The sequence below is a fragment of the Salibacterium aidingense DSM 18341 genome (genome assembly GCF_000429685.1).
GTDB lineage: Bacteria > Bacillota > Bacilli > Bacillales > Marinococcaceae > Salibacterium > Salibacterium aidingense.
On record NZ_AUCI01000003.1, the window covers coordinates 166659 to 190785 of the forward strand.

The 24127-nt window shown below is 45.0% G+C and carries 25 protein-coding genes; 1 reads left to right on the forward strand and 24 read right to left on the reverse strand.

Annotated features, from left to right (window positions below; all coding sequences use genetic code 11):
• From G475_RS0104975 to gpr, 23 genes are all read right to left on the reverse strand, one after another.
• Positions 1-393, reverse strand: a complete 393-nt coding sequence (locus G475_RS0104975; protein WP_026700337.1) for a diacylglycerol kinase family protein — start codon at positions 391-393, stop codon at positions 1-3.
• Entirely contained in the window at positions 377-841 is a 465-nt protein-coding gene (gene ybeY / locus G475_RS0104980) for an rRNA maturation RNase YbeY (RefSeq protein WP_026700338.1), read from the reverse strand. Before ybeY ends, G475_RS0104975 begins: the two co-directional genes overlap by 17 nt.
• 11 nt (positions 842-852) lie before the next feature.
• The gene (locus tag G475_RS24265; RefSeq protein ID WP_051302182.1) at positions 853-1860 is read right to left on the reverse strand and encodes a PhoH family protein; all 1008 of its coding nucleotides are present in this window, start codon (positions 1858-1860) and stop codon (positions 853-855) included.
• A 5-nt stretch (positions 1861-1865) separates the two neighbouring features.
• Positions 1866-3044: a sporulation protein YqfD gene (gene yqfD, locus G475_RS0104990; RefSeq protein WP_026700339.1), complete on the reverse strand. Its 1179-nt coding sequence runs from the start codon at positions 3042-3044 to the stop codon at positions 1866-1868.
• Complete coding sequence (gene yqfC, locus G475_RS24270) at positions 3019-3333, reverse strand: sporulation protein YqfC (RefSeq protein WP_051302184.1); 315 nt, start codon at positions 3331-3333, stop codon at positions 3019-3021. Before yqfC ends, yqfD begins: the two co-directional genes overlap by 26 nt.
• Positions 3334-3465: 132 nt before the next feature.
• Entirely contained in the window at positions 3466-3972 is a 507-nt protein-coding gene (locus tag G475_RS0105000; protein WP_026700340.1) for a hypothetical protein, read from the reverse strand.
• Positions 3973-4005: 33 nt separating this feature from the next.
• The gene (floA, locus tag G475_RS0105005; RefSeq protein ID WP_026700341.1) at positions 4006-5016 is read right to left on the reverse strand and encodes a flotillin-like protein FloA; all 1011 of its coding nucleotides are present in this window, start codon (positions 5014-5016) and stop codon (positions 4006-4008) included.
• 25 nt (positions 5017-5041) lie between these two features.
• Positions 5042-6364 carry an NfeD family protein gene (locus G475_RS0105010; RefSeq protein ID WP_026700342.1) on the reverse strand — a complete coding sequence of 441 codons (1323 nt, stop codon included), beginning with the start codon at positions 6362-6364 and terminating at the stop codon, positions 5042-5044.
• Between the two features lie 285 nt (positions 6365-6649).
• Positions 6650-7093 carry a GatB/YqeY domain-containing protein gene (locus G475_RS0105015; protein ID WP_026700343.1) on the reverse strand — a complete coding sequence of 148 codons (444 nt, stop codon included), beginning with the start codon at positions 7091-7093 and terminating at the stop codon, positions 6650-6652.
• A gap of 20 nt (positions 7094-7113) precedes the next feature.
• Complete coding sequence (rpsU, locus tag G475_RS0105020; protein WP_026700344.1) at positions 7114-7287, reverse strand: 30S ribosomal protein S21; 174 nt, start codon at positions 7285-7287, stop codon at positions 7114-7116.
• 185 nt (positions 7288-7472) lie between these two features.
• A complete protein-coding gene (gene deoC, locus G475_RS0105025) occupies positions 7473-8141 on the reverse strand; it encodes a deoxyribose-phosphate aldolase (RefSeq protein ID WP_026700345.1) in 669 nt (222 codons plus the stop codon).
• A 23-nt stretch (positions 8142-8164) separates the two neighbouring features.
• Positions 8165-9499, reverse strand: coding sequence for a tRNA (N(6)-L-threonylcarbamoyladenosine(37)-C(2))-methylthiotransferase MtaB (gene mtaB / locus G475_RS0105030; RefSeq protein WP_026700346.1), 1335 nt, complete (start codon positions 9497-9499; stop codon positions 8165-8167).
• A 6-nt stretch (positions 9500-9505) separates the two neighbouring features.
• On the reverse strand, positions 9506-10252 hold the full coding sequence (locus tag G475_RS0105035) for a 16S rRNA (uracil(1498)-N(3))-methyltransferase (RefSeq protein ID WP_026700347.1): 747 nt from the start codon (positions 10250-10252) through the stop codon (positions 9506-9508).
• Between the two features lie 24 nt (positions 10253-10276).
• Positions 10277-11221 carry a 50S ribosomal protein L11 methyltransferase gene (prmA, locus tag G475_RS0105040; protein WP_026700348.1) on the reverse strand — a complete coding sequence of 315 codons (945 nt, stop codon included), beginning with the start codon at positions 11219-11221 and terminating at the stop codon, positions 10277-10279.
• 37 nt (positions 11222-11258) lie between these two features.
• Complete coding sequence (gene dnaJ / locus G475_RS0105045; protein ID WP_026700349.1) at positions 11259-12377, reverse strand: molecular chaperone DnaJ; 1119 nt, start codon at positions 12375-12377, stop codon at positions 11259-11261.
• Positions 12378-12677: 300 nt separating this feature from the next.
• Positions 12678-14516, reverse strand: a complete 1839-nt coding sequence (dnaK, locus tag G475_RS0105050) for a molecular chaperone DnaK (RefSeq protein ID WP_026700350.1) — start codon at positions 14514-14516, stop codon at positions 12678-12680.
• Between the two features lie 41 nt (positions 14517-14557).
• Positions 14558-15148, reverse strand: coding sequence for a nucleotide exchange factor GrpE (grpE, locus tag G475_RS0105055; RefSeq protein WP_026700351.1), 591 nt, complete (start codon positions 15146-15148; stop codon positions 14558-14560).
• 77 nt (positions 15149-15225) lie between these two features.
• Entirely contained in the window at positions 15226-16260 is a 1035-nt protein-coding gene (gene hrcA / locus G475_RS0105060; RefSeq protein ID WP_026700352.1) for a heat-inducible transcriptional repressor HrcA, read from the reverse strand.
• Between the two features lie 131 nt (positions 16261-16391).
• Positions 16392-17534 carry a radical SAM family heme chaperone HemW gene (hemW, locus tag G475_RS0105065; protein ID WP_026700353.1) on the reverse strand — a complete coding sequence of 381 codons (1143 nt, stop codon included), beginning with the start codon at positions 17532-17534 and terminating at the stop codon, positions 16392-16394.
• A gap of 25 nt (positions 17535-17559) precedes the next feature.
• Complete coding sequence (gene lepA, locus G475_RS0105070; protein ID WP_026700354.1) at positions 17560-19386, reverse strand: translation elongation factor 4; 1827 nt, start codon at positions 19384-19386, stop codon at positions 17560-17562.
• Between the two features lie 121 nt (positions 19387-19507).
• Positions 19508-19786: a hypothetical protein gene (locus tag G475_RS0105075; protein WP_026700355.1), complete on the reverse strand. Its 279-nt coding sequence runs from the start codon at positions 19784-19786 to the stop codon at positions 19508-19510.
• 15 nt (positions 19787-19801) lie between these two features.
• Positions 19802-20941 (reverse strand): stage II sporulation protein P, encoded by a 1140-nt coding sequence (gene spoIIP / locus G475_RS0105080; RefSeq protein ID WP_026700356.1) that lies wholly within the window; start codon positions 20939-20941, stop codon positions 19802-19804.
• Between the two features lie 431 nt (positions 20942-21372).
• Complete coding sequence (gene gpr / locus G475_RS0105085; protein ID WP_026700357.1) at positions 21373-22482, reverse strand: GPR endopeptidase; 1110 nt, start codon at positions 22480-22482, stop codon at positions 21373-21375.
• Between the two features lie 178 nt (positions 22483-22660).
• Between gpr and rpsT the strand changes: the two genes are divergently transcribed.
• Entirely contained in the window at positions 22661-22927 is a 267-nt protein-coding gene (gene rpsT, locus G475_RS0105090; protein ID WP_026700358.1) for a 30S ribosomal protein S20, read from the forward strand.
• A 121-nt stretch (positions 22928-23048) separates the two neighbouring features.
• Here rpsT and holA read toward each other — a convergent pair whose 3' ends face one another.
• Complete coding sequence (holA, locus tag G475_RS0105095) at positions 23049-24074, reverse strand: DNA polymerase III subunit delta (RefSeq protein WP_026700359.1); 1026 nt, start codon at positions 24072-24074, stop codon at positions 23049-23051.
• Positions 24075-24127 lie beyond the last annotated feature (53 nt).

Sequence of the window (24127 nt, forward strand, 5' to 3'; positions counted from 1 at the left end):
TCAGCCCGAAAACAAATCGATAATCGGACGGTAAAATATAAAAATTCCAATGATAACTGCAACGATACTGTAAACCAAAACGCCGGCAGCCGCTATATCTTTCGCTAATTTCGCCATAGGATGGTAATCCTCCGTAATAAAATCAACGACCCGCTCTATGGCTGTATTTATAGTCTCAAGAGCGAACATCCCTCCTATGACAAGGACTAACATCATCCAATGGAGCAGAGGGATAGCAAAGGATAAACCAAGGATTATCATAACCGCCGCCGCCAAAAGATGAAACCGCATGTTCTGTTCCTCTTTCACTACATAACAGAGACCGCGGCCGGCATATATAAACGATCGAAACAGCCGGCGCCATCCCTTTTTTCTTCTATCTTTCAAGCCCATAGTCCTTTAATATCGATTCCTGGCGTTCGAACATTTCTTTTTCTGCATCCTCCTGCTCGTGGGTGTACCCAAGAAGATGCAGAAATCCATGGACCGCCAAAAATCCAAGCTCCCTTTTCAGGCTGTGACCATATTCCTCCGCTTGTTCCTGCGCTTTGTCCAAGCTTATGATAATATCACCGAGCAGATCCGGCATCTCCTGCTCTATTTGTATGATCTCCTCATTTTCATTCAACGCAAAAGAAATGACATCTGTTGACTTATCTATGCCGCGGTACTCCCTGTTCACAGCTTGAATGCTGTCATTATCCATTATCGTGACAGATAATTCGGCCCCTTCGGGAATATTTTCATAAAGAAATGCATGGTGAAGGAGATCTTTTAGTAACGTAGCATGTTCAGGTAACATCATTTCTGTTTCATCTATTAAGTCTATAACAGCGCTCATGCTTCATCCTCCTACTCGCTGTATTGCCCGCCGGAGGTCCTGCGGCTGCTGAAATTACGGGATGGTTCTGCTTCTTCATAAGCATCCAGTATCTGCTGTACGATCGTATGCCGGACAACATCCGTAGGCTGTAAATAAATAAATCCTATATTGTTAATGTGTTCCAGTATATGAATGGCTGTTTTCAAACCCGACTGCTGCCCTTTTGGAAGATCCACCTGCGTTAAATCTCCATTGACCACCATTTTTGACCCAAAGCCTAACCTGGTGAGGAACATTTTGATTTGTTCTCTTGTCGTGTTTTGGGCTTCATCGAGTATAACGAAGGCGTCTTCAAGCGTCCGCCCTCTCATATAGGCAAGCGGCGCAACCTCAATCGTGCCCCGCTCCATGAGGCGGGCTGTATGTTCAACACCGAATATATCATGAAGAGCATCATACAGCGGTCGAAGATAAGGGTCTACTTTTTCTTTTAGATCCCCTGGCAGAAACCCAAGGCTTTCTCCCGCTTCAACAGCCGGCCGGGTGAGTACGATCCGTTTTACGCTTCCCTCTTTTAATGCATTGACCGCCATTACTACAGCTAGATAAGTCTTCCCTGTACCTGCAGGGCCAATGCCGAAAATAAGGTCCTTTTTTCTGATAGCATCTACATATTCTTTTTGTCCAAGTGTTTTTACCACAATGGGCTTGCCTTTAGAGTTAACCGCTATTGTCTCCTGATACAGATCCTCCAATTGATCGAGTTTGTCCTCCCGGGCCAGCTGAATGGCATATATAACATCTCTTTCGGACAGCTTAATCCCATTTCGAAGCAGCCGCACAAGAGAATCCAGGACTTCTTTTATTAAAGCAGCTTCTGCTTCTGGTCCGGATACGAGCAGGGATTCTCCTCTTGTAATGATAGAAACGTTCAATTTTTCTTCGATTCGCTTTAAATGTATATCATTAGGACCGAACAAAATCTGCATTTCATTCGTATCTTTTACATCAAGTTCAATAACCTGCTTTTCTGCCAATCTTCTCATTCTCCTTGGATGATCGGTGTTTCCGACTTAATATCTTCTATGACCTGATAGTGGATAACTAGTTTAACTTTACCATTCTGCGTGTCCTCGTGCAAAATTTTTTCAGAAAGGATTTCCGCTTCCGGTGAGAGGGACTGTTGTATTTTATTATCTGCCGCTCGTTTGGCTTTTTCCACGGTGCTTTTTTCTGAAGTATTTTTGGTCTTACGGCTTTCCTGGTATTCATTTATCTTCAGGGCAATAGGAAGCTGCCATCCCCGGATGGAAGGACGATACCGGCTTTCCTTTACTACAGATTGAGAAAATTGATCATCAGCCCCGAACCCCCATACAGGTATATCTTTCCCAAAGATCGTGATTTCATATTCTGTTTCTGATTCCCCGGTTAACGTTTGCAGCAGAAGATTTTCCGGCACGGCCACGGTCACCTTGTACCAGGTTTCCCCTAAAACTTTCCCTGTAGCCGCTACTGCCCTTGCATATTCTCCTTCCCCAATAAAACCCGATATAAGCAGCTCGTTTTCATGGACAAGATCATTCTGTTGAACTACTGGTTGTCCTTTTTCAGCATATATCTGGTGAATAACTGCGGTTTTAGAAGCAACGAGATGCCGAGGCTGCGCCGTTTCTGTTTCTTCCGGCAGAGTTTGTTCGACTACTTCAAAATGATAGGTCGTCCCATTTTTATTCATACCAATCCATGTCGTCCCTTCGATTTCATTCATTAACGCTGATTGAATGGTTTTGGAATCAGGCAGAAGGAACTGAAAGCCCCCTATTTTGACCCCCATATCCTGAAGATGGTTCCGAAGTTTATTTTCAAGAGGAGGATCGGCCCCTTCTATTTCTATATTCCATATCATCTGGGACAACACAACTGTAATAATGACAAATAATAGAATTCCAACTGTAACGCCCCACCTTCTTTTCAAGTAACCAAATGATTTTTCATAAAACGAAGGGTCGGTCACTTCCATCTCACAATGATATTTTTGAGCAATGGATTCAATATCACTGATATGACGGGTGGAGGCATGAAAAACCGCCGCCTCGTTTTTTGATTTTTCTATATGATGTAATACGATGGAGTCGGAAAGACAGTGATTGATTACCTGTTCAATGTGAGGCCCTTGTATATAAATTCTTACTTCAGAAAAGTGACGTTTTTTCTTCATTCCATCCTCCCTCCGTCTTCCCTCCAGGATAAGCTACTTCTCGGATTTTGCCTTCAATCAGCAACTCTTCCGGATATATTTTTTTTATAATAAATTGTTCCCCTTTTATCAGCAGTTCCCCCTCGGCCAGCTTCAGACGGATGGTTTCTTTTGAAAAAAAGAGCACACCGCGGTGGTTTTCCACGTGTAATTGATGCTGGCCTATCATTGTCAATCGAGGTGTGTCCAGTAATACATCCTCCGGCAGTGTTAATTTTTCTGTGAGCCAACGTTTCCATTGATCCAGCATCTCATGCACCCCTTTTCTCATCATATGTTTGCATTTTGTATGTATCACTTTTTGCTTCACAATGATAAAAAAAGAACGCCCGGGCTCACATCACCCGGACGTTTCATCAAAACGAATTTTTCTAGTGGAAGATTATCGTGTTTTTCGGTATGCGTTTTTTCTATGAGTCGAGTATGGCCGCCGGGACTTCGGCGCTCCCAGAACCTCCGCCCATATGATACCCTGCCTTGCATTCTCAGGCGTAACGGGGGCAATGCCTCCGGGAGCTGGTCTTCTCCTCCCAGCTGGTCTTGTATCTACTGAAGGACTGCCAGCTTTTTCTGCCGCTTCTCTTGCTCGTTCCTGCTTCCTGCGCAGTTCTTCCATTTCTTCATGGTACGGTTCATAGCCGGCACGATCTGGCTTCACCAATTCTCCTTCAGCTTCCGGTACTGGTTTAGTCGGCCGCTGACTGGATGTTGTTTCTTCTTTTTGATTCTGAAAAATATCCTTCCAGTCTTTTTGATCTTCATTTCGGCGGCCGCTGGTCTCCGACTGTTCCTGTCCGCCTCTATTGCGGTTAAACAGGGAAATCAAACCGCCAATCAGCAGCGCCAGAATAAAGATATTTCCAAAAATCAGTTCAAAAATGGCTTCCAAGGGGGTCCCCCCTTCCTTCTATCCGCTGAGCCATTACAAATCGGTCCCCGGATTATTGCTGTACCCATCTTCGTCGTTTCCTTTGGATTCTTTACCAATAGCGTCCCGCATATCTGTATCAGCACTGATATTCTGGTAATTCATATAATCCATGACCCCGAGATTGCCTGCTTTAAAGGCTTCGGCCATGGCCATCGGCACTTCAGCTTCCGCTTCTGTAACCTTGGCGCGCATTTCTTCCACTTTTGCTTTCATTTCCTGTTCATGCGCAACAGCCATGGCACGGCGTTCTTCGGCTTTGGCCTGGGCAATCTTCTTGTCTGCTTCTGCCTGATCAGTCTGCAGACCGGCACCAATGTTCTTGCCAATATCAATGTCGGCAATATCAATGGAAAGGATTTCAAAGGCCGTTCCGGAATCTAGTCCTTTTTTGAGAACAGTCTGGGAAATCATATCAGGATTTTCAAGCACCGCTTTGTGATCGGTGGAAGACCCGATGGTTGATACAATCCCCTCCCCAACACGGGCAATCACTGTATCTTCACCGGCGCCCCCAACGAGACGGTCTATGTTCGCACGAACAGTAATCCTGGCCTTGGCTTTCACTTCTATCCCATCCATCGCCACACCGGCAATAAACGGTGTTTCAATCACCTTCGGGTTAACACTCATTTGAACTGCTTCCAGCACATCCCGCCCGGCAAGATCAATCGCGGCACAGCGTTCAAAGGTGAGTTCGATATTCGCACGTTGAGCGGCGATAAGAGCATTAACCACACGATCCACATTGCCTCCTGCGAGATAATGCCCTTCTAGTTTATTCAATTCAATGTTAAGACCTGCTTTTTCAGCTTTAATTAACGGGTTCACCACTCTGGCCGGGATAACTCTCCGCAGTCTCATACCCACAAGCTGGAAAATACCTATTTTCACTCCAGCAGCAAGCGCAGAAATCCAAAGCATGATAGGTACAAACGTAAATAGAACAGCCAGCAGAATAAATGCCAGCACCAGTACAATAATTAATGTTAAATCCACGGGCATATCCATGGGGAATCCTCCTTCATGTTCAATTGTTTATTCCTCGTACAACAATTCTGGAACCTTTTGCCTCTACTACCTTTACCTGTTGTCCTTTTTCAATATATCCTCCTTCCGATATAACGTCAAGGCGCTCCTCCCCTAATATAACAGATCCAGAGGGCCGGAGCGGAGTCAATGAGGTGCCGGTCCGGCCAATCAGTTCGTCCCGGCTTTCATTAGAAATAAACCCTTCTTCGGTAGTCACGGAGTCCTGAAGTACAAAGCGTCTCATCGGTCCTCGTTTTCCAAATACGGTGAACAGGACAATGATTGCAATGATAGACAATACTGCTGCTATGAGAATGGAAACAGCTATATTTACAGTGGAATAGGAAGCAAAGAAAAGACTCCCGATCACAGCGCCAATTCCGAAAATGCCGAAAATACCAAATCCCGGCATGAATATTTCAACAAGCAGCAGTAAGGCCCCTACCACAAAAAGTATCAACGATTCAAACCCTGCAAATCCGGCAATTGCATGGCCGAAGAAAAATAGAAACAAAGAGAGCAGGCCAAGAATTCCCGGGATACCAAATCCAGGGGAATACAGCTCTACAATTAAACCGATGCTTCCTACACTTAACAAGATAGGTATCAGTACTGGATTGGTCACAAACCGTGCGATTTTTTCCGCTGCACTGATTTGCGCCTCTTCTACTTCCGCCTCTTCCAGATTTAAAGCCTCAAGCAGCACCTCCCTGTCTTCCGCAATGTATTCGGCATAGCCGACTTCTTCCGCTTCTGCCGCCGTCAGCGTTAACAAATCACCTTCTCCCGCCCTATATTCAGGTATGTCAACGTTCGGATCTGCCATGGCCAGTGCATATTGGGGATCACGGCCATTTAACTCAGCTGCGTTCTGCATATTTTTTTCCCATCGTGATTGGGCTTTATCCCCGGCCGCATTTCCCGCACCGTCAATCACCTGAGCCGCTCCCATTTCTGTGCCTGGAGCCATTGCTATTTCATCCGCGCTCAGCGCCAGAAAGGCCCCCGCAGACATGGCTTCTTCGACTACATACGCGGTCGTCGGAGCAGGGGCATCTTCAATGATGGAAGCAATGTTGCCGGCAGCATCCACTGCCCCTCCAGGAGTATCAACCTCAAGGATAATATGATCGGCTCCGGCCTCTTGCGCTTCTTCCATCGCCCGTTCCAGAAAAGATTCCAGGCCTCTTTCCACTGTCTGTTCCACCGGAATCACATACACTTTTTCCTCCGGTGCCGCTGCCATTTTTTCGACGTGCAAACTAAAAAGAAAGATAATGATGGAAAATATGCCAATGATTGGTCTTTGCAAACGATTCATTTCACTCCCTCGTTTCCTGGCAATTCCCTGTCTTGGTGTCCTACGTTTCAGACCGAAACGATGGGGGGCCTCCCTATTTACGTAAACGATCGGAAAACGTTTCAATTTTTTCTCTTGATGCCCCTTATTATACCATTTTTCTCTGAATTTCTCCTACATTAAAAGAGATTCGTCTGTTTTCATTCAATAAGAAAAACGGATCTTGGGAAAACCACCCAGGATCCGTCCTTGCTCCAGGACGGCATAAAATAAAAAGCATTCCCCGTTGTAGAGGAATGCTTTTTATCAGGTTAAATAGCGCTGAACAAGTTTGTTTACTTGACCGCCGTCTGCCCTGCCCTGTACTTTCGGCATGACAGCTGACATCACCTTTCCCATATCACTTTTCGAAGACGCTCCGGTTTCTGTTATCGTTTCTTTAACGATCTCGTCCAGTTCTTCTTCGGAAAACGGTTTGGGCATATATTCAGATAGAACAGCCATTTCCTGTTCGATCTCCTGTTTTAAATCATCTCTTCCCGCTTTTTCAAACTCATGGAGGGATTCTTTCCGTTGTTTCCATTCACGGTTCAGGACGGTAAGAACTTCACTCTCTTCTAGTTCCCTGCCTTCTTTAATCGCTTCATTTTGAAGGGACGATTTTACCCCCCGAATGACAGAAAGTTTTGTTTTGTCCCTGGCTTTCAGGGAGCTCTTTAAATCTTCATTCAAACGATCCATGAGCTTCAGCGTGAAGCACCTTCTTTCATTTAAAACTTTCGCTTTCGAGCCGCTTCAGATTTTCTCTTGCGTTTTACGCTTGGCTTTTCGTGGTGCTTTCGCTTACGAACTTCAGCCATTGTTCCTTCTTTAGAAAGATCGCGTTTAAAACGGCGAAGAGCGGCATCAATATTTTCGTTCTTACGAACCCGGGTCTCAGCCATATGAATCCCTCCCTCCGAACAACCAGTACAGCCACTAATTAAACAATAACGGAGTTCCTTGCATGTACAACGTAAAAATCGTTTATCTTGGGTGTTTCCGTTTTGAAAAACAATGGCTATTTCCACAAATTATAAAACAATGCAGGTCAAAAATCAATACTTTCCTTCAATAACGGGCTTACGAATTAATAAGAGGAGGATCCGGTCTGTCCAGAGACAATCGCTGTGCCGGAACTAGTGCCTAGACGATCAGCCCCCGCTTCGATCATGGCAAGGGCAGTCTGTTCATCTTTTACGCCCCCGCTGGCTTTTACCTTGACCTGACCGCCGACAACCCGCTTCATCAATTTAACATCTTCGAGCGTGGCTCCTCCCCCGGCAAAACCCGTGGAGGTTTTCACAAAATCTGCTCCGGCCTGCACAGCCAGGGAACAGGCCTTTTCTTTTTCTTTTTCGGTTAACAGTACTGTTTCAATAATTACTTTGACGAGAGCTTTATCAGATGCAGCCTGCACAACGGCTTCCATATCCGAACGGACGTCTTTTTCTTTCCCGCTTTTTAAAGCACCGATATTTATAACCATGTCTATTTCCGAAGCACCTTCTGCAATCGCCTTCTCCGCTTCGAAAGCTTTTACAGAAGTCAACGTTGCCCCCAGTGGAAACCCTATGACGGTACATACTTTCACTTTTGTGTCCTTTAATACCTCATACGCGGCCGGAACCATGGAAGGGTTAATGCAGACGGAAGCAAACTGGTGTGTTTCTGCTTCTTCACAAAGCTGCAGCACCTGTTCCTGGGTAGACTCAGGTTTCAAAAGGGTATGATCTATCATGGAAGCCAATGAACTCATTTTATCCGTCCTTTCCAGCCTGTTTAGGCAAGCACTCTGTCTTCACTTTCCTTTGCCAACCTTACAAATTCCCCCATATTATAGGGGTAACCGGCTTCTTTTAGTTTGACCTTTACTATTTTTCCGACCAAATCATCGGTTCCTTCAAATTTCACCCGCAGATAATTCGACGTGTAACCAACATACAGCCCTGTTTCTTCATCCTTTTCCTCCGGTATCACATCCAATTCCATTCCTTCATAGCCGGCGGCATATTCTTTGGTAAGCTGGTTGGAAAGTTCTATTAAATGATGAACACGCTGCTGTTTTATCTCGCTGTCTACCTGGTTATCCATTTTTGAAGCAGGAGTTCCGGTTCGTTTCGAGTAAGGAAAAACATGCAGTTCCGAAAATTTATTCTCCGCAATAAATTGATAGGTTTCCTTAAATTCTTCTTCCGTTTCTCCCGGGAATCCGACAATGACATCGGTGGTCACCGCAAGGCCCGGCAGTGCTTTTTTCAGTTTCTCAATTTTTGCCGCATAATATTCCGTTGTGTATTTTCTTCTCATTCTTTTTAAAACCGTATTAGAACCGGATTGCAGTGGGACGTGCAGATGATTGACAATTTTATTCGATTGATCGATAACATGGATCACTTCATCTGTGATCTGGCTTGCTTCGATAGAGGAAATTCTCAGCCTTTTCAACCCGTCCACTTTTTCAAGCTCTTGGAGCAAATCTGCGAAGCTGTAATCTTTCATGTCTTCCCCATAGCCGGCGGTATGAATGCCGGTCAGTACAATTTCTTTATAGCCGGCCTCTACCAGTTGGTTTGCCTGTTGGATTACGTCTTCCGGTTTTCTGGAACGCAGAAGACCACGCGCCCACGGTATGATACAGAACGTACAGAAATTATTGCAGCCTTCCTGAATTTTTAAAGAGGCTCTTGTACGGTCCGTGAAATCCGGAACATCAAGCTCTTCATATACCCGGGTTTTCATAATGTTTCCCACTCCATTGATCGGTTGTCGTTCCTTTTTGAATTGTTCGATATACCCGATCATCTTGGAGCGATCCTGCGTGCCTACTACTACATCGACTCCCGGTATTTCCATAATCTCGGCCGGGGAGGTCTGGGCATAGCACCCGGTTACACAAACTACTGCTTCCGGGTTTTTCCGCACCGCTCTGCGGATAACCTGTCTGCTTTTTTTATCACCGGTATTTGTAACCGTACACGTATTAATTACATATACATCTGCCTGTTTGTCAAATTCCTCTTTTTCATATCCTGCCTGCTTAAAAAGCTGCCAAATAGCTTCTGTTTCATAATGGTTCACTTTGCAGCCAAGTGTATGGAATGCTACCGAAGGCATGAATGTTCACCTCAATATTTCGTAATGATATGACAAGGCCGATAAAAGATAGAGGGGCGCCGTTTCACTCCTCAAAATTCTCGGACCCAAACTGACCGCACGGCAGCCGCTGCTCTTCCATGCATCCGCTTCTTTTTCACTGATGCCCCCTTCCGGCCCGATAACAGCCAGAATAGAGGAAGGCATAGGGTGGAGCACGTCTGCCAAATCATGATGCTGTCCGTGTCTCGCCTGTTCTTCATATAAATATACAGCGGCGTCAAAAGAAAAGGACTTCTCCAGCATCATTTCTGTTGAATGGTAATATAATACATCTGGAACAAATAGTCTTTCTGCCTGTTCCGCTGCTTCTTTGGCAATTTTACGAAGACGTTCCAGCTTTTTTTTGACTTTACTGCTTTCCCATTTTACCACAGATCTTTCTCCTGAATACAGATAGAAAGAAGATGCCCCCAGTTCTGTTCCCTTTTGAATAACAAACTCCAGTTTATCTCCTTTTACTAAAGACTGGGCAATTGTAATAGAGACAGGGAGTTCTGCCTGCTCATGCAGTTCCTTTAATACAACGGCCGTGACGACGTTTGTTTCCATCGACGTAATTTCACAAAGAGTCTGCCGCCCCTGATTATTTAAACATATAATCTTATCCCCGCTCTTCAAGCGCATCACTTTAGCAATATGTTTGACATCTTCTCCAGTAATCCGAACGTCCTGCTCTGACATCTGCTCCGGAGGTACAAAATATCTCTGCATCGCTTTGCTACACCCCGTCCAGACTTATCTGTCTTTTTTTACTGCGGTCACTGCCGCCCAGTCTTCCATGTCTTTTGTTTCTTTTATCTCAAAGCCTTCTTCCTGCAGCACTTCTATAACTTCCTTTTTCTTGCCCGAGATAATTCCGGAGGCGATAAAAATCCCTTCCGGCTTCAATGATTTCCATGCGTCTGGGGCAAGTCTAATAATGATATCGGCTAAAATATTAGCAACGACGACATCAGCCTGTCCGTTTTCATGGTCCAGTAAATTATTTTGTTTCACCGTTATACAATCGCCGGTGTGATTATACGCTGCATTTTCCCTTGCTACGTCAACGGCAGTTTGATCCAGATCCAGGGCAAGTACCTTGGACGCGTTGAATTTTGCAGCACCAATCGCGAGAACTCCGGAGCCGGTTCCCACATCTATGACATGTTCGCCCCCTGTGAGCTCTTGTTCAAGCACCTGCAGGCATAACACCGTTGTAGGGTGGGTTCCTGTGCCAAAGGCCATGCCAGGATCCAATTCGATGACCTTTTCGTCTTTTGAGCCAGGGGTATAGTGTTCCCATGTAGGAACGATCGTCAAAGTTTCCGTAATGTTTACCGGCTTATAATACTGCTTCCAGGCATGAGCCCAATCTTCTTCCTCTATTTCCGTAAGACTGACTTCATTTCTGCCAAGATCAATATTATGGAGAAGCAGATCATTAATGGATTGTTTCATCTCCTCCACCGTTTCTGCCACAAAACTGCTGGCTGGAAAATACGATTTAAGGATGACACCCTCTTCCGGGTAATCCCTGTCGTTTAATTCAATGATTTCATCCTCCGCCCCATCCCATGTTTGATAAACATCTGCCGAGTCCTCTATAACAACACCACTTGCTCCGGATTCATGCAGAAGGTTTGAAATCGGTTCTACGGCTTCCTGGGTTGTATGGATACTAAATTCCATCCATTTCACTGCTTACCATCTCCATTTTTTTGACCTGGGCCGGTTCTTAGTCTCCCTTAAAGGCGCGTTTCACTTTTTCAAAAAAATTCTGGTGCTGTTCTTCCACCTGATCATCTCCACTGAGTTCAGAGAATTCACGGATAAGTTCTTTCTGCCGTTCATCCAGTTTTTTCGGGGTGATAACCTGGACTTTAACATGCTGATCTCCCTGGCCGCGGCCGTGCACGTTTGCAATACCTTTTCCTCTTAAGCGGAAATTTGTCCCGGTCTGCGTCCCTGCAGGTATTTTCAACTTCACTTTTCCGCGCAGGGTCGGAACTTCAATTTCATCTCCGAGCGCAGCCTGCGCAAAGGTTAACGGCATTTCGCAGTAAACGTCGTCACCGTCCCTTTCAAAGAATTCATGGGACTGCACATTGAATACCACAAACAGATCTCCCGGCGGACCGCCATTCACTCCGGCTTCCCCTTCTCCGGCTACACGGACCTGCTGGCCGTAATCGACTCCGGCCGGAACGGTAATATTAATTTTCTTATTTCTTTTAATCGTACCGCGGCCGCCGCATGTCGTACATTTTTCTTTAATCATTTGGCCGCTGCCTTGACAGCGGTCGCATGCCCTTCGGTTCACAACACGCCCGAACGGTGTATTCTGTTCGATATTAAGCTGTCCTGTTCCGCCGCATTTTGTACAAGTTTCCGGATTGGTACCAGGTTTTGCGCCGCTTCCATCACAGGTCTGGCATTCTTCTTCTCTTGGAATTTCAATTTCTGTTTCTTTTCCAAAGGCCGCTTCTTTAAAAGTTAATGTCATTGTATACTGCAGGTCGGCTCCCTGCCGCGGAGCATTAGGATCCCTGCGGCCGCCGCCGAAAAACATGTCAAAAATATCGCCGAAGCCGCCAAAATCTCCAGCACCGCCACCGGCACCGCCAAAGCCTTGATTAGGATCCGCATGCCCAAAGCGGTCATAGTTTGATTTTTTCTGCGGATCACTTAATGTATCGTATGCTTCTTTTACTTCTTTAAATTTTTCTTCGGCGCCTTCTTCACTGTTCACGTCGGGATGATATTTTCTGGCAAGCTTCCGGTAAGCTTTCTTTATATCATCGACTGAAGCGTCTTTATCTAAGCCCAGCACTTCATAGTAATCGCGTTTACTCATTGTTATATCCACTCCCGTTCACTAATCCATAAGGGTTATCTTATCATTACTTTCTTGCGTTCTTCAAGCCTGGCGAGTGCCGGTCTTTTTCTTCCAGACTTTTATCCGTGCAAAAAAAAGAAAGGAGCTGACCCGCAGCAAAGCTCAGCTTAACCTTTCTTTCGGGACAACTCCTCATGCAGACAGATTTTTATTTACTTCCCTTTTCCATGCAGCCCCTTTCCGGGAAAGAGACTCTCTCCTGATCAGACAACGTCTCTTCCGGGAAAAGGAGACAGCCCCTTCAAAAAGCAGTGGTTTTTACTTATTATTTTTCTCTTCATCGTCTACTTCTTCGTAGTCCGCATCCACTACGTCTTCTGCATTGCCTTCAGCTCCCGCTCCTTCATCCTGAGCCTGCTGCGCCTGCTGGGCCGCCTGCTCATAGAGCTTTGTGGAAAGCTGCTGAACGATTTCCTGCAATTCATCTTTTGCGGTTTTAATCGCGTCCACGTCATCGCCTTCGAGAGCTTCTTTCACTTTATTCTTAGCCTCTTCTGCTTTATCCTTCTCGGATTGATCTACATTATCTCCGAGATCTTCCAGTGTCTTTTCTGTTGTAAACACAAGCTGATCTGCTTCGTTGCGTATTTCTACTGCTTCCTTACGTTTTTTGTCCTCTTCCGCATTTTCCTCTGCGTCTTTTACCATCTGTTCAATTTCTTCTTCAGAGAGACCAGAGGAAGAGGTGATCGTAATCGACTGTTCTTTATTGGTGCCAAGATCCTTAGCACGAACATTAACAATACCGTTTGCATCAATATCAAAAGTTACTTCTATTTGAGGCACTCCGCGCGGGGCCGGTGGAATATCAGTGAGCTGAAAACGGCCGAGCGTTTTATTGTCCGCTGCCATTTCGCGTTCACCCTGCAGCACATGAATATCCACGGACTGCTGGTTATCAGCCGCTGTCGAGAAAACCTGCGACTGGCTGGTTGGAATAGTCGTATTTCTCTCGATTAGTTTCGTGGTAACACCGCCCATTGTTTCAATTCCAAGAGACAGCGGCGTAACATCCAGCAGGACGACATCTTTGACATCTCCGGCCAGAACTCCGGCCTGGATAGCTGCACCAAGTGCTACTACTTCATCAGGGTTGACACCTTTATGCGGATCTTTTCCAGTTAGTTTTTTAATAGCATCCTGAACAGCAGGAATTCGTGTAGAACCGCCGACCAGAATAACTTTATCCACGTCGGAGGCATTCATCCCCGCATCCTTTAATGCCTGGCGTGTCGGCCCCATTGTTTTTTCAACCAAATTAGAAGAAAGTTCATCGAATTTCGCGCGGGTAAGGTTGATTTCCAGATGTTTTGGACCGTTGGAGTCTGCAGTGATAAATGGCAGAGAAATTTGGGTCTGAGCCACTCCGGAAAGATCTTTTTTCGCTTTTTCGGCAGCGTCTTTCAAACGCTGAAGCGCCATATTGTCCTGAGATAGATCTATACCATTCTCTTTTTTGAATTCGGAGACAAGATAGTCTATGATTACCTGATCAAAATCGTCGCCGCCGAGTTTATTATCACCGGAAGTTGATTTTACTTCAAAGAACCCTTCGCCAAGTTCAAGGATCGATACGTCAAAGGTGCCTCCGCCGAGGTCATACACAAGAATGGTCTGGTCGTCCTCTTTATCGAGTCCATAGGCCAGAGAAGCTGCCGTCGGCTCGTTAACGATACGGTCTACTTCCAGTCCGGCAATTTTACCGGCATCTTTTGTAGCCTGGCGCTGGGAATCGTTAAAGTAGGCAGGGACCGTAATAACGGCGTTGGTTACTTTTTCCCCAAGATAACTTTCCGCGTCGTCCTTGAGCTTCTGAAGAATGATTGCTGAGATTTCCTGCGGAGTGTATTTTTTTCCTTCAATTTCAACCGTATGGTCTGTTCCCATGTGCCGTTTGATAGACTGAATGGTGTTTTCATTCGTAATAGCCTGGCGTTTGGCTACTTCCCCGACTTGACGTTCTCCATCCTTAAACGCGACAACAGATGGGGTAGTACGATTACCTTCCGGATTTGGAATAACTTCTGCTTCTCCACCTTCCATTACCGCTACACAAGAGTTTGTCGTACCTAAATCAATTCCAATTATTCTGCTCATTGTCTCGTCAGCCTCCTATACACATTAACATTGTCAAATAATTATGCATTAACTTTAACCATTGCAGGTCGGATTACTTTATCTTTCAGCTTATATCCCTTTTGTAATTCTTCCACAATCTGATTGGATTCAAACCCTTCTTCTTCCACCTGCATCACTGCTTGATGCTGATGAGGGTCAAATTCTTTTCCTTCCGTCTGAACAACTTCCAGCCCTTCCTTTTCCAGTGCTTCAAAAAGCTGGCTGTAAACCATGTTAACACCCTGCAGCAGGGAATCGGCGTCTTCATTATCAGGGGCCGCGTGGATGGCTCTCTCAAAATTGTCCAGAACGGGAAGCAGAGATTCAATGACAGCCTGAGATCTGTACTTTGCCTCTTTTTCTCTTTCTTCCTTCGCCCGGCGCCGCACATTATCAAGGTCAGCCTGAGCACGCAAAGCTTTATTCTGCCATTCCTCTGCTTCATGCTTTAATCTTTCTATTTCTGCTTCTTCTGCTGTTTTTTCCTCTGTTTCTTCTTCCTGGGACATGGAAGTGTCTTCTTCGGCCGCATTCTCTCCGTCCGCTTCCGCATTTTCTTCTGTCCCGGCTGATTGTTCGTTTTCTTCTTCCAGGGTCTCCTCCTGCTCCATGGAAGTATGATTTTCCTTCATAACCTTCACCTCCCGCTCTTCCTGGGTTGTTTTATACCCAGCTTACGATGATACCACTAACCCCGATTCGTATACAAGTTTGTCAAGGCAATGGATAAATCTTTGGATAAATGTTCAATTAACCCTATGACTCTTGGGTATTCCATTCTGGTCGGACCGACAATTCCTATCGTTCCTACTGGATTTCCATTGAACGAATAGGTCGCCGAAATAATACTGCAGTCTTCGAACGCCTCGTTTGCATTCTCCTGGCCAATACGTATCATTAAACCATTTTGGTCCGGCTTCAGGAGTTCATGCATGGTGTGATCTTCTTCGAGCAGTTCAAATATCATCCGGATTTTGTCAACATCCTTAAATTCAGGCTGTGATAATAAGTTGGTTTTGCCTCCGTAAAATACTTTTTCCTGCTTGCTTTTTTGAAGAGTCTCTTCCGCAAAGGCAAGAGCATCCTGGTAACTGTTTACGTGCTGCTTCAGCAAACCGGAAACTTCCGTCATTATTTTTTTCTGCAGTTGATAAAGAGGCACCCCTTCCAGACGGTCATTCAGGATGTTCGCGATTTTTTCCAGGTCACTGCTGTTCAGCAACTCCGGAAGCGAAACGGTATGATTCTCCACGTGACCCGTGTCTGTTACAAGGATGGCTACTGCCGCGTTTTCATTTAATGGAATAATCTGCACCTGTTTAAGTTTGGACTCAAACACTTCCGGTCCTAAAACAATGGAAGCATAACTCGTTAAATCAGATAGTATTGTAGCAGACTGCTTCACTACCTGTTCTGCCTCCATCATTTTCTTGGCAAATAACGATCTCATATTCTGGATTTCTTTCCTGGAAAGTGTATGAGGAAGCAGCAAATGATCCACATAATGGCGGTATCCCTGTTCAGAAGGAATACGCCCCGAAGAGCTGTGCGGTTTTTCCAGATAGCCCATATCCTCTAAATCCGCCATTTCATTACGTAGCGTCGCCGGACTATAGCTGATGCCGTCCTGTTTGGAAAGACTGCGGGATCCGACGGGCTCAGCTGAGTGAATGTAATCATCTACTATCGCTTGTAAAATAAATAATTGACGGTCTGTAAGCATGAAAACATCACCTCTGTTAGCACTCAATATGTTCGAGTGCTAAATCTATTGTAAAGTTATCAAAAGGGATGATATTTGTCAATAAACAAGAATTTTTTACCGTTGTTGGTTTAGACCTTGCATGACGGGGATTATTCGTACACAAGCAGGAACTTTTCAAACACTTCGTTGCCGAGAAGCCTGCCTTTTTCCGTCAGGTGGAGGGAGGTGCCGGAATCATGTAATAATTCCTTTTCCGTAAGCTCATAAATCACTTCTGAAAAAATATCATAATAGGATTGCTGAAATTTTCCCGTAAACCTTTTAGAGCTAACTCCTTCTTTCATCCGCAGCCCCATAAACATTTCTTCTTCCATCTTTTCTTTGGCGGTAACCTGGTGCGTTTCTCTTAACGGGAAAGATCCGCTGTCTATAGCTTTTATATAGTGGGGAAGCGGCCCAAGATTGGCATATCTTATTCCATCTATATAACCGTGGGCTCCTGCTCCAAATCCAAAATACTCTTCATTTCTCCAATAGGTTTTATTATGTTCACTTTCTCTTCCGTCCACCGCAAAATTACTAATTTCATAGGGATTAAAACCAGCTTCTGTTACTTTTGCCTCCAGCTCTTCGTACATGGCAGCTTCTGTATCCTCCGGAAGCGGATGTATTTTACCCTGGCGGTACCAATTATGAAACATCGTTTTTTCTTCAATTTTCAGGGAATAGGCAGAAATATGCTGAATTCCTAATCCCAGCGCTTCGGTTATTGAATGCTGCCAATCTTCCATGGTTTGTTCCGGAAGACCGAACATCAAGTCAATAGAAATATTATCAAACCCGGCGGACTTCGCCTGCTCGACCGTATCTTTAGCTTCCTGGGAGGAGTGGGCTCTTCCTATTCGTTTCAGCAGCTTTTCATGAAAGGTCTGTACTCCGATACTTAGACGGTTGACGCCGCATGCCTTCATCATATCCAGTTTTTCCCTATCCACTTCTCCAGGATTTACTTCCACCGTAAATTCAGTTACGGCAGATGGGTCCGCGGCACAGGCTTTTACATCTTCTATCACCTGTTTCAGCTGTTTTGTAGTCAAAGCAGTGGGCGTTCCCCCGCCTATATAAATTGTTTTCAGTGGTATAGTATGCGGCACCGCCCATTTCATCTCTTGGCCCAATGCTTCGATGTATTCATCCACCGGCTGATTTTTAATGAAAAATTTGTTGAAATCACAATAAAAACATATCTGTTCACAAAAAGGAATGTGAACATAAATAGAGGAAGCTGTCATGTCATCCCTTCTTTCTGTCTCCTCCTCATTGATCATCATCCATACGCAGCACAGACATAAACGCTTCCTGAGGAACGTCTACCTTACCAACACTTTTCATCCGCCGCTTTCCTTCTTTTTGTTTTTCAAGAAGTTTTCGTTTTCTGGAAACATCCCCGCCGTAACATTTCGAAAGCACATTTTTGCGCATCGCTTTAATCGTAGAACGGGCGATTATGCTGTTGCCGATTGCTGCCTGCACCGGGACTTCAAACTGCTGGCGCGGAATTAAATCTTTCAGTTTTTCGACAATCGACTTGCCCCGTTCATACGCCATGTCCCGATGAACGATGACAGAAAGCGCGTCGACAACTTCCCCGTTTAACAAAATATCCATTTTTACAAGGTTCGACTCCCGGTACCCTGCGAACTCATAGTCAAACGAAGCATACCCTTTCGTATTAGATTTCAGCTGGTCAAAAAAGTCATACACGATTTCTGTCAGAGGAAGGTAATAAACGATATTGACCCGGTTTTCATCCAAATACCGCATATCTGAAAATTCACCGCGTTTTTTCTGGCAGATTTCCATGACAGCGCCGACAAAATCATTCGGAACCATAATCGTTGCCTGGACGAACGGTTCTTCGACCAATTCGACTTTCTGCTGATCCGGCATGTTCGACGGATTATCAATCTCCATCACTTCTCCATCCGTCATATACACATTATAAATAACACTCGGAGCTGTCGTAATGAGACTGATCCCGTATTCCCGTTCAATCCGTTCCTGGATAATCTCCATATGAAGAAGACCGAGAAAGCCGCAGCGAAAACCAAAACCAAGCGCCTGTGAACTTTCCGCCTCATATTGCAGGGAACTGTCGTTTAGTTCCAGTCTCTCCAATGCATCGCGAAGTGCGTTGTAATCATTGGAATCTACCGGATGCATCCCGCAGAAAACCATCGGGTTCATCGTCTTATAACCAGGCAGGGGCTGTTCAGCCGGTCTGGCGGCGTGCGTGATCGTATCCCCTACTTTCGAATCGCTGACATTTTTAATAGAAGCGATTAAAAAGCCTACGTCGCCAACGGTGAGCTCATCACAGGCGAGCGGTTTTGGAGTGAACACCCCGACTTCCGAGACCTCAAATTCTTTGCCGGTCTGCATCATTCTAATCTTTTCTCCCGGCCGTATCGTACCTTCCACTATCCTAATGTAGGCAATTACTCCTCTATATGTATCATAAAGGGAATCAAAGATGAGAGCCTGCAGTGGATTTTCTGGGTTCCCGGCAGGAGCCGGTATTTTTTCCACGATTTGTCCCAATATCTCTTCTGTTCCAAGACCGCTTTTGGCCGAAGCGTATACCGCATCAGACGCATCTATGCCGATCACATCTTCGATCTCCTGTTTTATCCGTTCCGGCTCTGCACTCGGCAGATCGACTTTATTTATAACAGGAATAATTTCTAAATCGTTATCAACCGCAAGATAAACGTTGGCCAGAGTCTGGGCTTCAATGCCCTGCGATGCGTCCACGACCAAAAGCGCCCCTTCACATGCTGCCAGACTTCGGGACACTTCATACGAAAAATCAACGTGGCCCGGAGTGTCAATAAGATGAAAGGTATACTCTTCGCCGTCTGAATGGGTATACTTTAAATGGACAGAGTTCAGCTTTATGGTAATACCGCGCTCGCGCTCAAGGTCCATCGCATCAAGCATCTGATCTTTCATTTCTCTTTCCGGCAGAGAATGGGTGGTTTCCAAAATCCGATCCGCAAGCGTAGATTTCCCATGGTCTATATGAGCAATGATGGAAAAGTTTCGAATGTTCTTCTGTCTCTTACCTCGTTCTTCCTGGTTCATTCTTTGATCACTCCTGCTAAAAATAAATCGCTGCATAAAAGCAACGATTTCACCGTACTATAACACTGTTTTTCATTATATCAATGGGAGGCCTTCACTTCAATAACCAGCTTTTACCCGCTCAAGAGGAAGGATCAAAAAAATCAAGACTATTTCCAATATTAGAAAACACGTTCATTTCTCCTTTTTCTTTGATCTGATCCTGCCGCTTCATCAGATCTTCGGTCAACCCGTTTTGTGATCCGCCGGAATCATCACCCGACTCCTCTTGATCATTCTCTACGACGGAATAAGAAGACGTCTGCATGTCCTTCCACTGTTCATGCGAATAATGAAAACCTGTCATCATTCCGCTTAAAAACAGGACAGCTGCCATGCTGATCGTAGTTATAGCTCTCATTCTTTCACTCCTTCTCTATTCTGTGGATTCGTTGTACCATTCATTAATAACTTCCGCCAGCGCTTCTGCCGTTTGATATGCTTCATCCAGGTTATTTTCCATACCGCCTATTTCAATAAGGACCGATTGTTCTGATAAATCCTGATTATAGCGGCCGTTAACTCCACCGCCGCCTTTCGTTATAACCCCGCGGCTTAACCCCGGGTATTTTTCATCGAGCTTATCATTCAGCGCTGTTGCCATTTCCAGGTTCTTTTCATAGTGAGGATTGTTTTCCCCGATCACAAAAATCGTGCGCGCCATCGTTTCACCATTTGTCGTGACAGTAGTAACATCCCGCGGCTGTGAATCACGGTGAAGATCAAAAAAGAGTTCAAGCTGGTTATTATTCTCCATCGCTTCCTGAAGCACGGTCCGCGACACTTTATAGGAATCGGTAAAATCCCAGCCCTTTTCATCAAGTTGTTTTTCAACGTCTGTTTTATTTACGATCGTTCCAATCCCTCGTTCTTCCAGTTCTTCGCCGAGTTTCTGCCCAACCATGGTAATATTCACATCCGGGTGGAAAGCACTCTCCGCCCCTTCTTCCAATTCTGGATAAAATGATTCACGGCTGTGGGAATGAACAATATGAGCTACTACCTCTCTATCAGCATTAGTATCCTTCGTTTCCTCCGGGGTTTCCATTATTTCCAATCTATCAGCAGATGCTTGCCTTTCTTCCATTAAAACTTCCATAGGAGGGGCTGATTCTATCGGCATGTTTGTGAAATCCGTTCCCTCTCCGGCCACAATAATATTTCCATCAAACAATGCCAGCCCTGGGATCTCTTTTCCCAGAAGCGTCCGGGGTTCATGGAAATTTAAACGGGTTACTAGTTCAAACAGCATACCAGGGACTGATTCCACCTCTATGTCTGTCCCGCTGGAATGTCCGAAATAATGATTTTCATATTGAAACACAGAAACGAGAAGTTCTTTTTGAACTTGAGAACTCCAGGTATGTAACTGCCGGGAAGAAAATACATTTCCTTCCTCTGCGGAAGTCAGCAGTGTAATGAGGAACATGATCAATAAATAGCCGCAGGCTCCTGCTGTAATAAGTCTGCGGAGGCTTGTACGTATGGTGGTTTTTTTTGTCTTGTCTTTATACATTTTATTCCCTCCCTGCTCTACTCTATGAAGGAAAGTTAATAGAATAGAACGAGAGAATGGAACCAACTAAGAAAAACGCTGGTTGGGGGTCCCGCTCAGCGTTTTGTTTATATTCCATAGCGCCAGGTTACAAACGGTTCTACAGGGCACCTTCGGACATTTATTCCGCTGAATGCCCGAATACGTGGCCTGTGACAGCTTTTTCAGACATTTGTTCCGTTATCCGGGCTCCAGAACGCTTCTTTTACGATAAAAAAGCGAAGTAACGGAAAAAATGTCCGAACCCTCCTTCAAAATAGGTGAAATCGTAGAAATAAAGGAATAAATGTCCCCCGCCGGGGTATCTTCGACTCATTCCCGCAGGAGTCTCGCCTGCTCCGTTCTCACCTAAAGGAAACGTTCGGACTTTTTCAGCAACTTTTGTATTAGAGTTATTTGGTATAGGTGCCGGTGCTTTCTTGGGAAATGCTTTTATGGAGCGCTGCATTTAATCCTTCTGCGATAACATTGGCCATATTTTCCATAAACACGTCCACTTCTTTTGGTGTGACCATAAGGTTATGCCCCATCGGAGCAAGCACTTCCTGAATCAACTGTCTTTTTTCCGAATCATTCAGTCCGCCCACCATTCCAAGCATGGCTTTCCGTTCTTCCTCATTGGGAAGATCTTCTTCCTTCAGTTCTTTCTTTTCTCCAAAAACCATGCCGGCGGGCGCTAATGCTTTCCCGGCTGAATCTTTCGTCTTCATTTCTTTCCCGAGGTGTTTTAAAATGAAGTCAATGGTGTCACTGGTAATAGAAACAGCGTCAACTACCGTCGGGATCCCAATTGCTATCACGGGAATACCGAGCGTATCCCTGCTTAATTCCTTGCGTTTATTCCCGACACCCGAACCAGGATGGATCCCGGTATCGGACATTTGAATGGTTGTATTCACACGTTCTACCGATCTTGAAGCCAGAGCGTCTACAGCAATCACAAAATCAGGTTTGGTCCTCTCGATAGCTGCTGAGATAAGCTCACTTGTTTCCACCCCTGTAAGTCCCATCACACCCGGTGAAAAAGCACTGACAGAGCGGAATCCCTCCTCCACCTGTTCCGGGGCTTCCTTAAATAGATGTCTGGTAATGACCATTTTATCTACTACCATTGGTCCCAAAGCATCCGGGGTCACATTCCAATTCCCGAGTCCAGTTACAAGACAGGAAGCGTCTTTTGGAATGCCAAGACCTTTCAAAAAGAGAGCAAATTCTTCAGCCAGTACTTCTTCCATCGCTTGTTGAAGTTTGGTGTCCTGCTTGCGCACGCCCTGGGCCTCAAAGGTTAAATATTCACCCGGTTTTTTCCCCGTCTGGTCGGCCCCGGTCTCATCGATCGTGACCTTCGTAATTTTAACTCCCTTTTCTTCTCTTTCATGCACACGTATGCCTTTGTTTACATCTTTTTGGGGAGTTTGACGAACCTCTTGTTCTTCAAGCAGCTCTTTCTCTTCAATCGCCAGATCTGTACGGACATTATAGTTGGAAAGATCTAATTCCACATTGCCACCTGCTTTCCGCCGTGATTTTTTCTATTTTTCCCGGCTGGATCATTATACCGCTTAGTATGATACGCAGGCGGCTGTTTATTCGTCTTGCACGAGATTTTGTTTTTTGATAGAATCCTCTTGTGTTCTCATCGTTAGAAAGGGAGAGAACAAAACAAGGGAGGTGACACACATGCCTAATATTAAACAAGCGAAAAAACGCGTTATCGTCAATGAATCAAAGCGGGTAAAACAGCACGCCTTTAAATCAGCCATGCGTTCCGTCATTAAAGAATTTAACAAAAAAGTTGATAACAAGGATGTAGAGGGAGCAAAAGAACTCCTGCCCCTGGCTGTTAAGAAGGTGGATAAAGCTGCCGATAAAAATATGATTCATAAAAATAAAGCAGCTCGAACAAAATCAAAAATGAATCAGCGTTTCAACGAAATCGCGCAGTAAGTAATCAAAACGACTCCTTTCCAGAGTCGTTTTTTTACTTTCAATCAGATTCCTCCATTCTTCTAAGACGCAGACTGCTATCTCTTTCAAACGCTGTGGTTAAGATACAGGCCCTTACAGTTTAAGAAGCTTGAACGAGAGCGGCAATGCTTAACTCCAACTGAAGCGATTTATCGACCCGGCCTGTTTTCACATGATAATCGGCCTCTGCTAATTCCTGCAGTACATCTGTTAATGTCGCTACTGAATATGTTTTAGATTGATCTTCCGCTATTTTCACCGCATATGGGTGGATTTTTAACCGGGACGCGATCTTCTGCCGCGAGTATCCTGTTTTTTTCAGCTGGCTGACATGCAGAATAATACGGAACTGTCTCGCCAGCAGGGCCAAAATTTTAATGGGCTCTTCATTTTGTTTCATCAAGTCGTAATAGATCCGAAAGGCCTTTTCTGCACGGGCGTTCACTACATGATCCACCAGCTCAAATACATTGTCTTCCAGCGTACGGGGTACTAATCTTTCTACCGTGTCTTCCGTAATTTGACCCCCTCTGCCCGTGTACATGGCCAGTTTGTCCATTTCTGAGGAAAGCATCATCATATCTTTTCCAGCCAGCTGCATCACTTTTGTTTTGGCCTTGTCGGTCATGGTGACAGACATCGCTTCCGTATAGTCCTGGAGCCATGCTTCCATATTTTTCTCATCAAACGCGCCAGCTTCCATATAAACGCCGTGTTTTTTTAACTTCTTTACGATTTTTTTCCGCTCGTCCAGTTTTTCATGAGACACTGTCATAATCATGACAGTGTCCCGTGGCGCATCTTCTATATACTGTTCCAGGTAAGAAAGATTATGCTCTATCTTTTCTTTTTCTTTCACCCCTGTTAAAAAATAACAGTTTTTAAGTAAAATCACCCGTTTCTCTCCAAAAAATGGAAGGGTCTCTCCTTCTTCCAGTGCAATATCAACCGGCGTATCTTTCATATCATACACAGAATAATTGAAATCCTTTTCCTGCTCTGCGAGCGTTACAGATACAATTTTTTCTATGGTATTTTTAATGAGATACTCTTCTTTTCCATATAATAAATACAAAGGAGAAATTTTATTCTGTTCTATATCCTTCATCAACTGGATGTATTCCATGATCTGCACTCCAATACCGTGGTTTCTTTTTCTATCCTAGCCTCCTTTCGGTA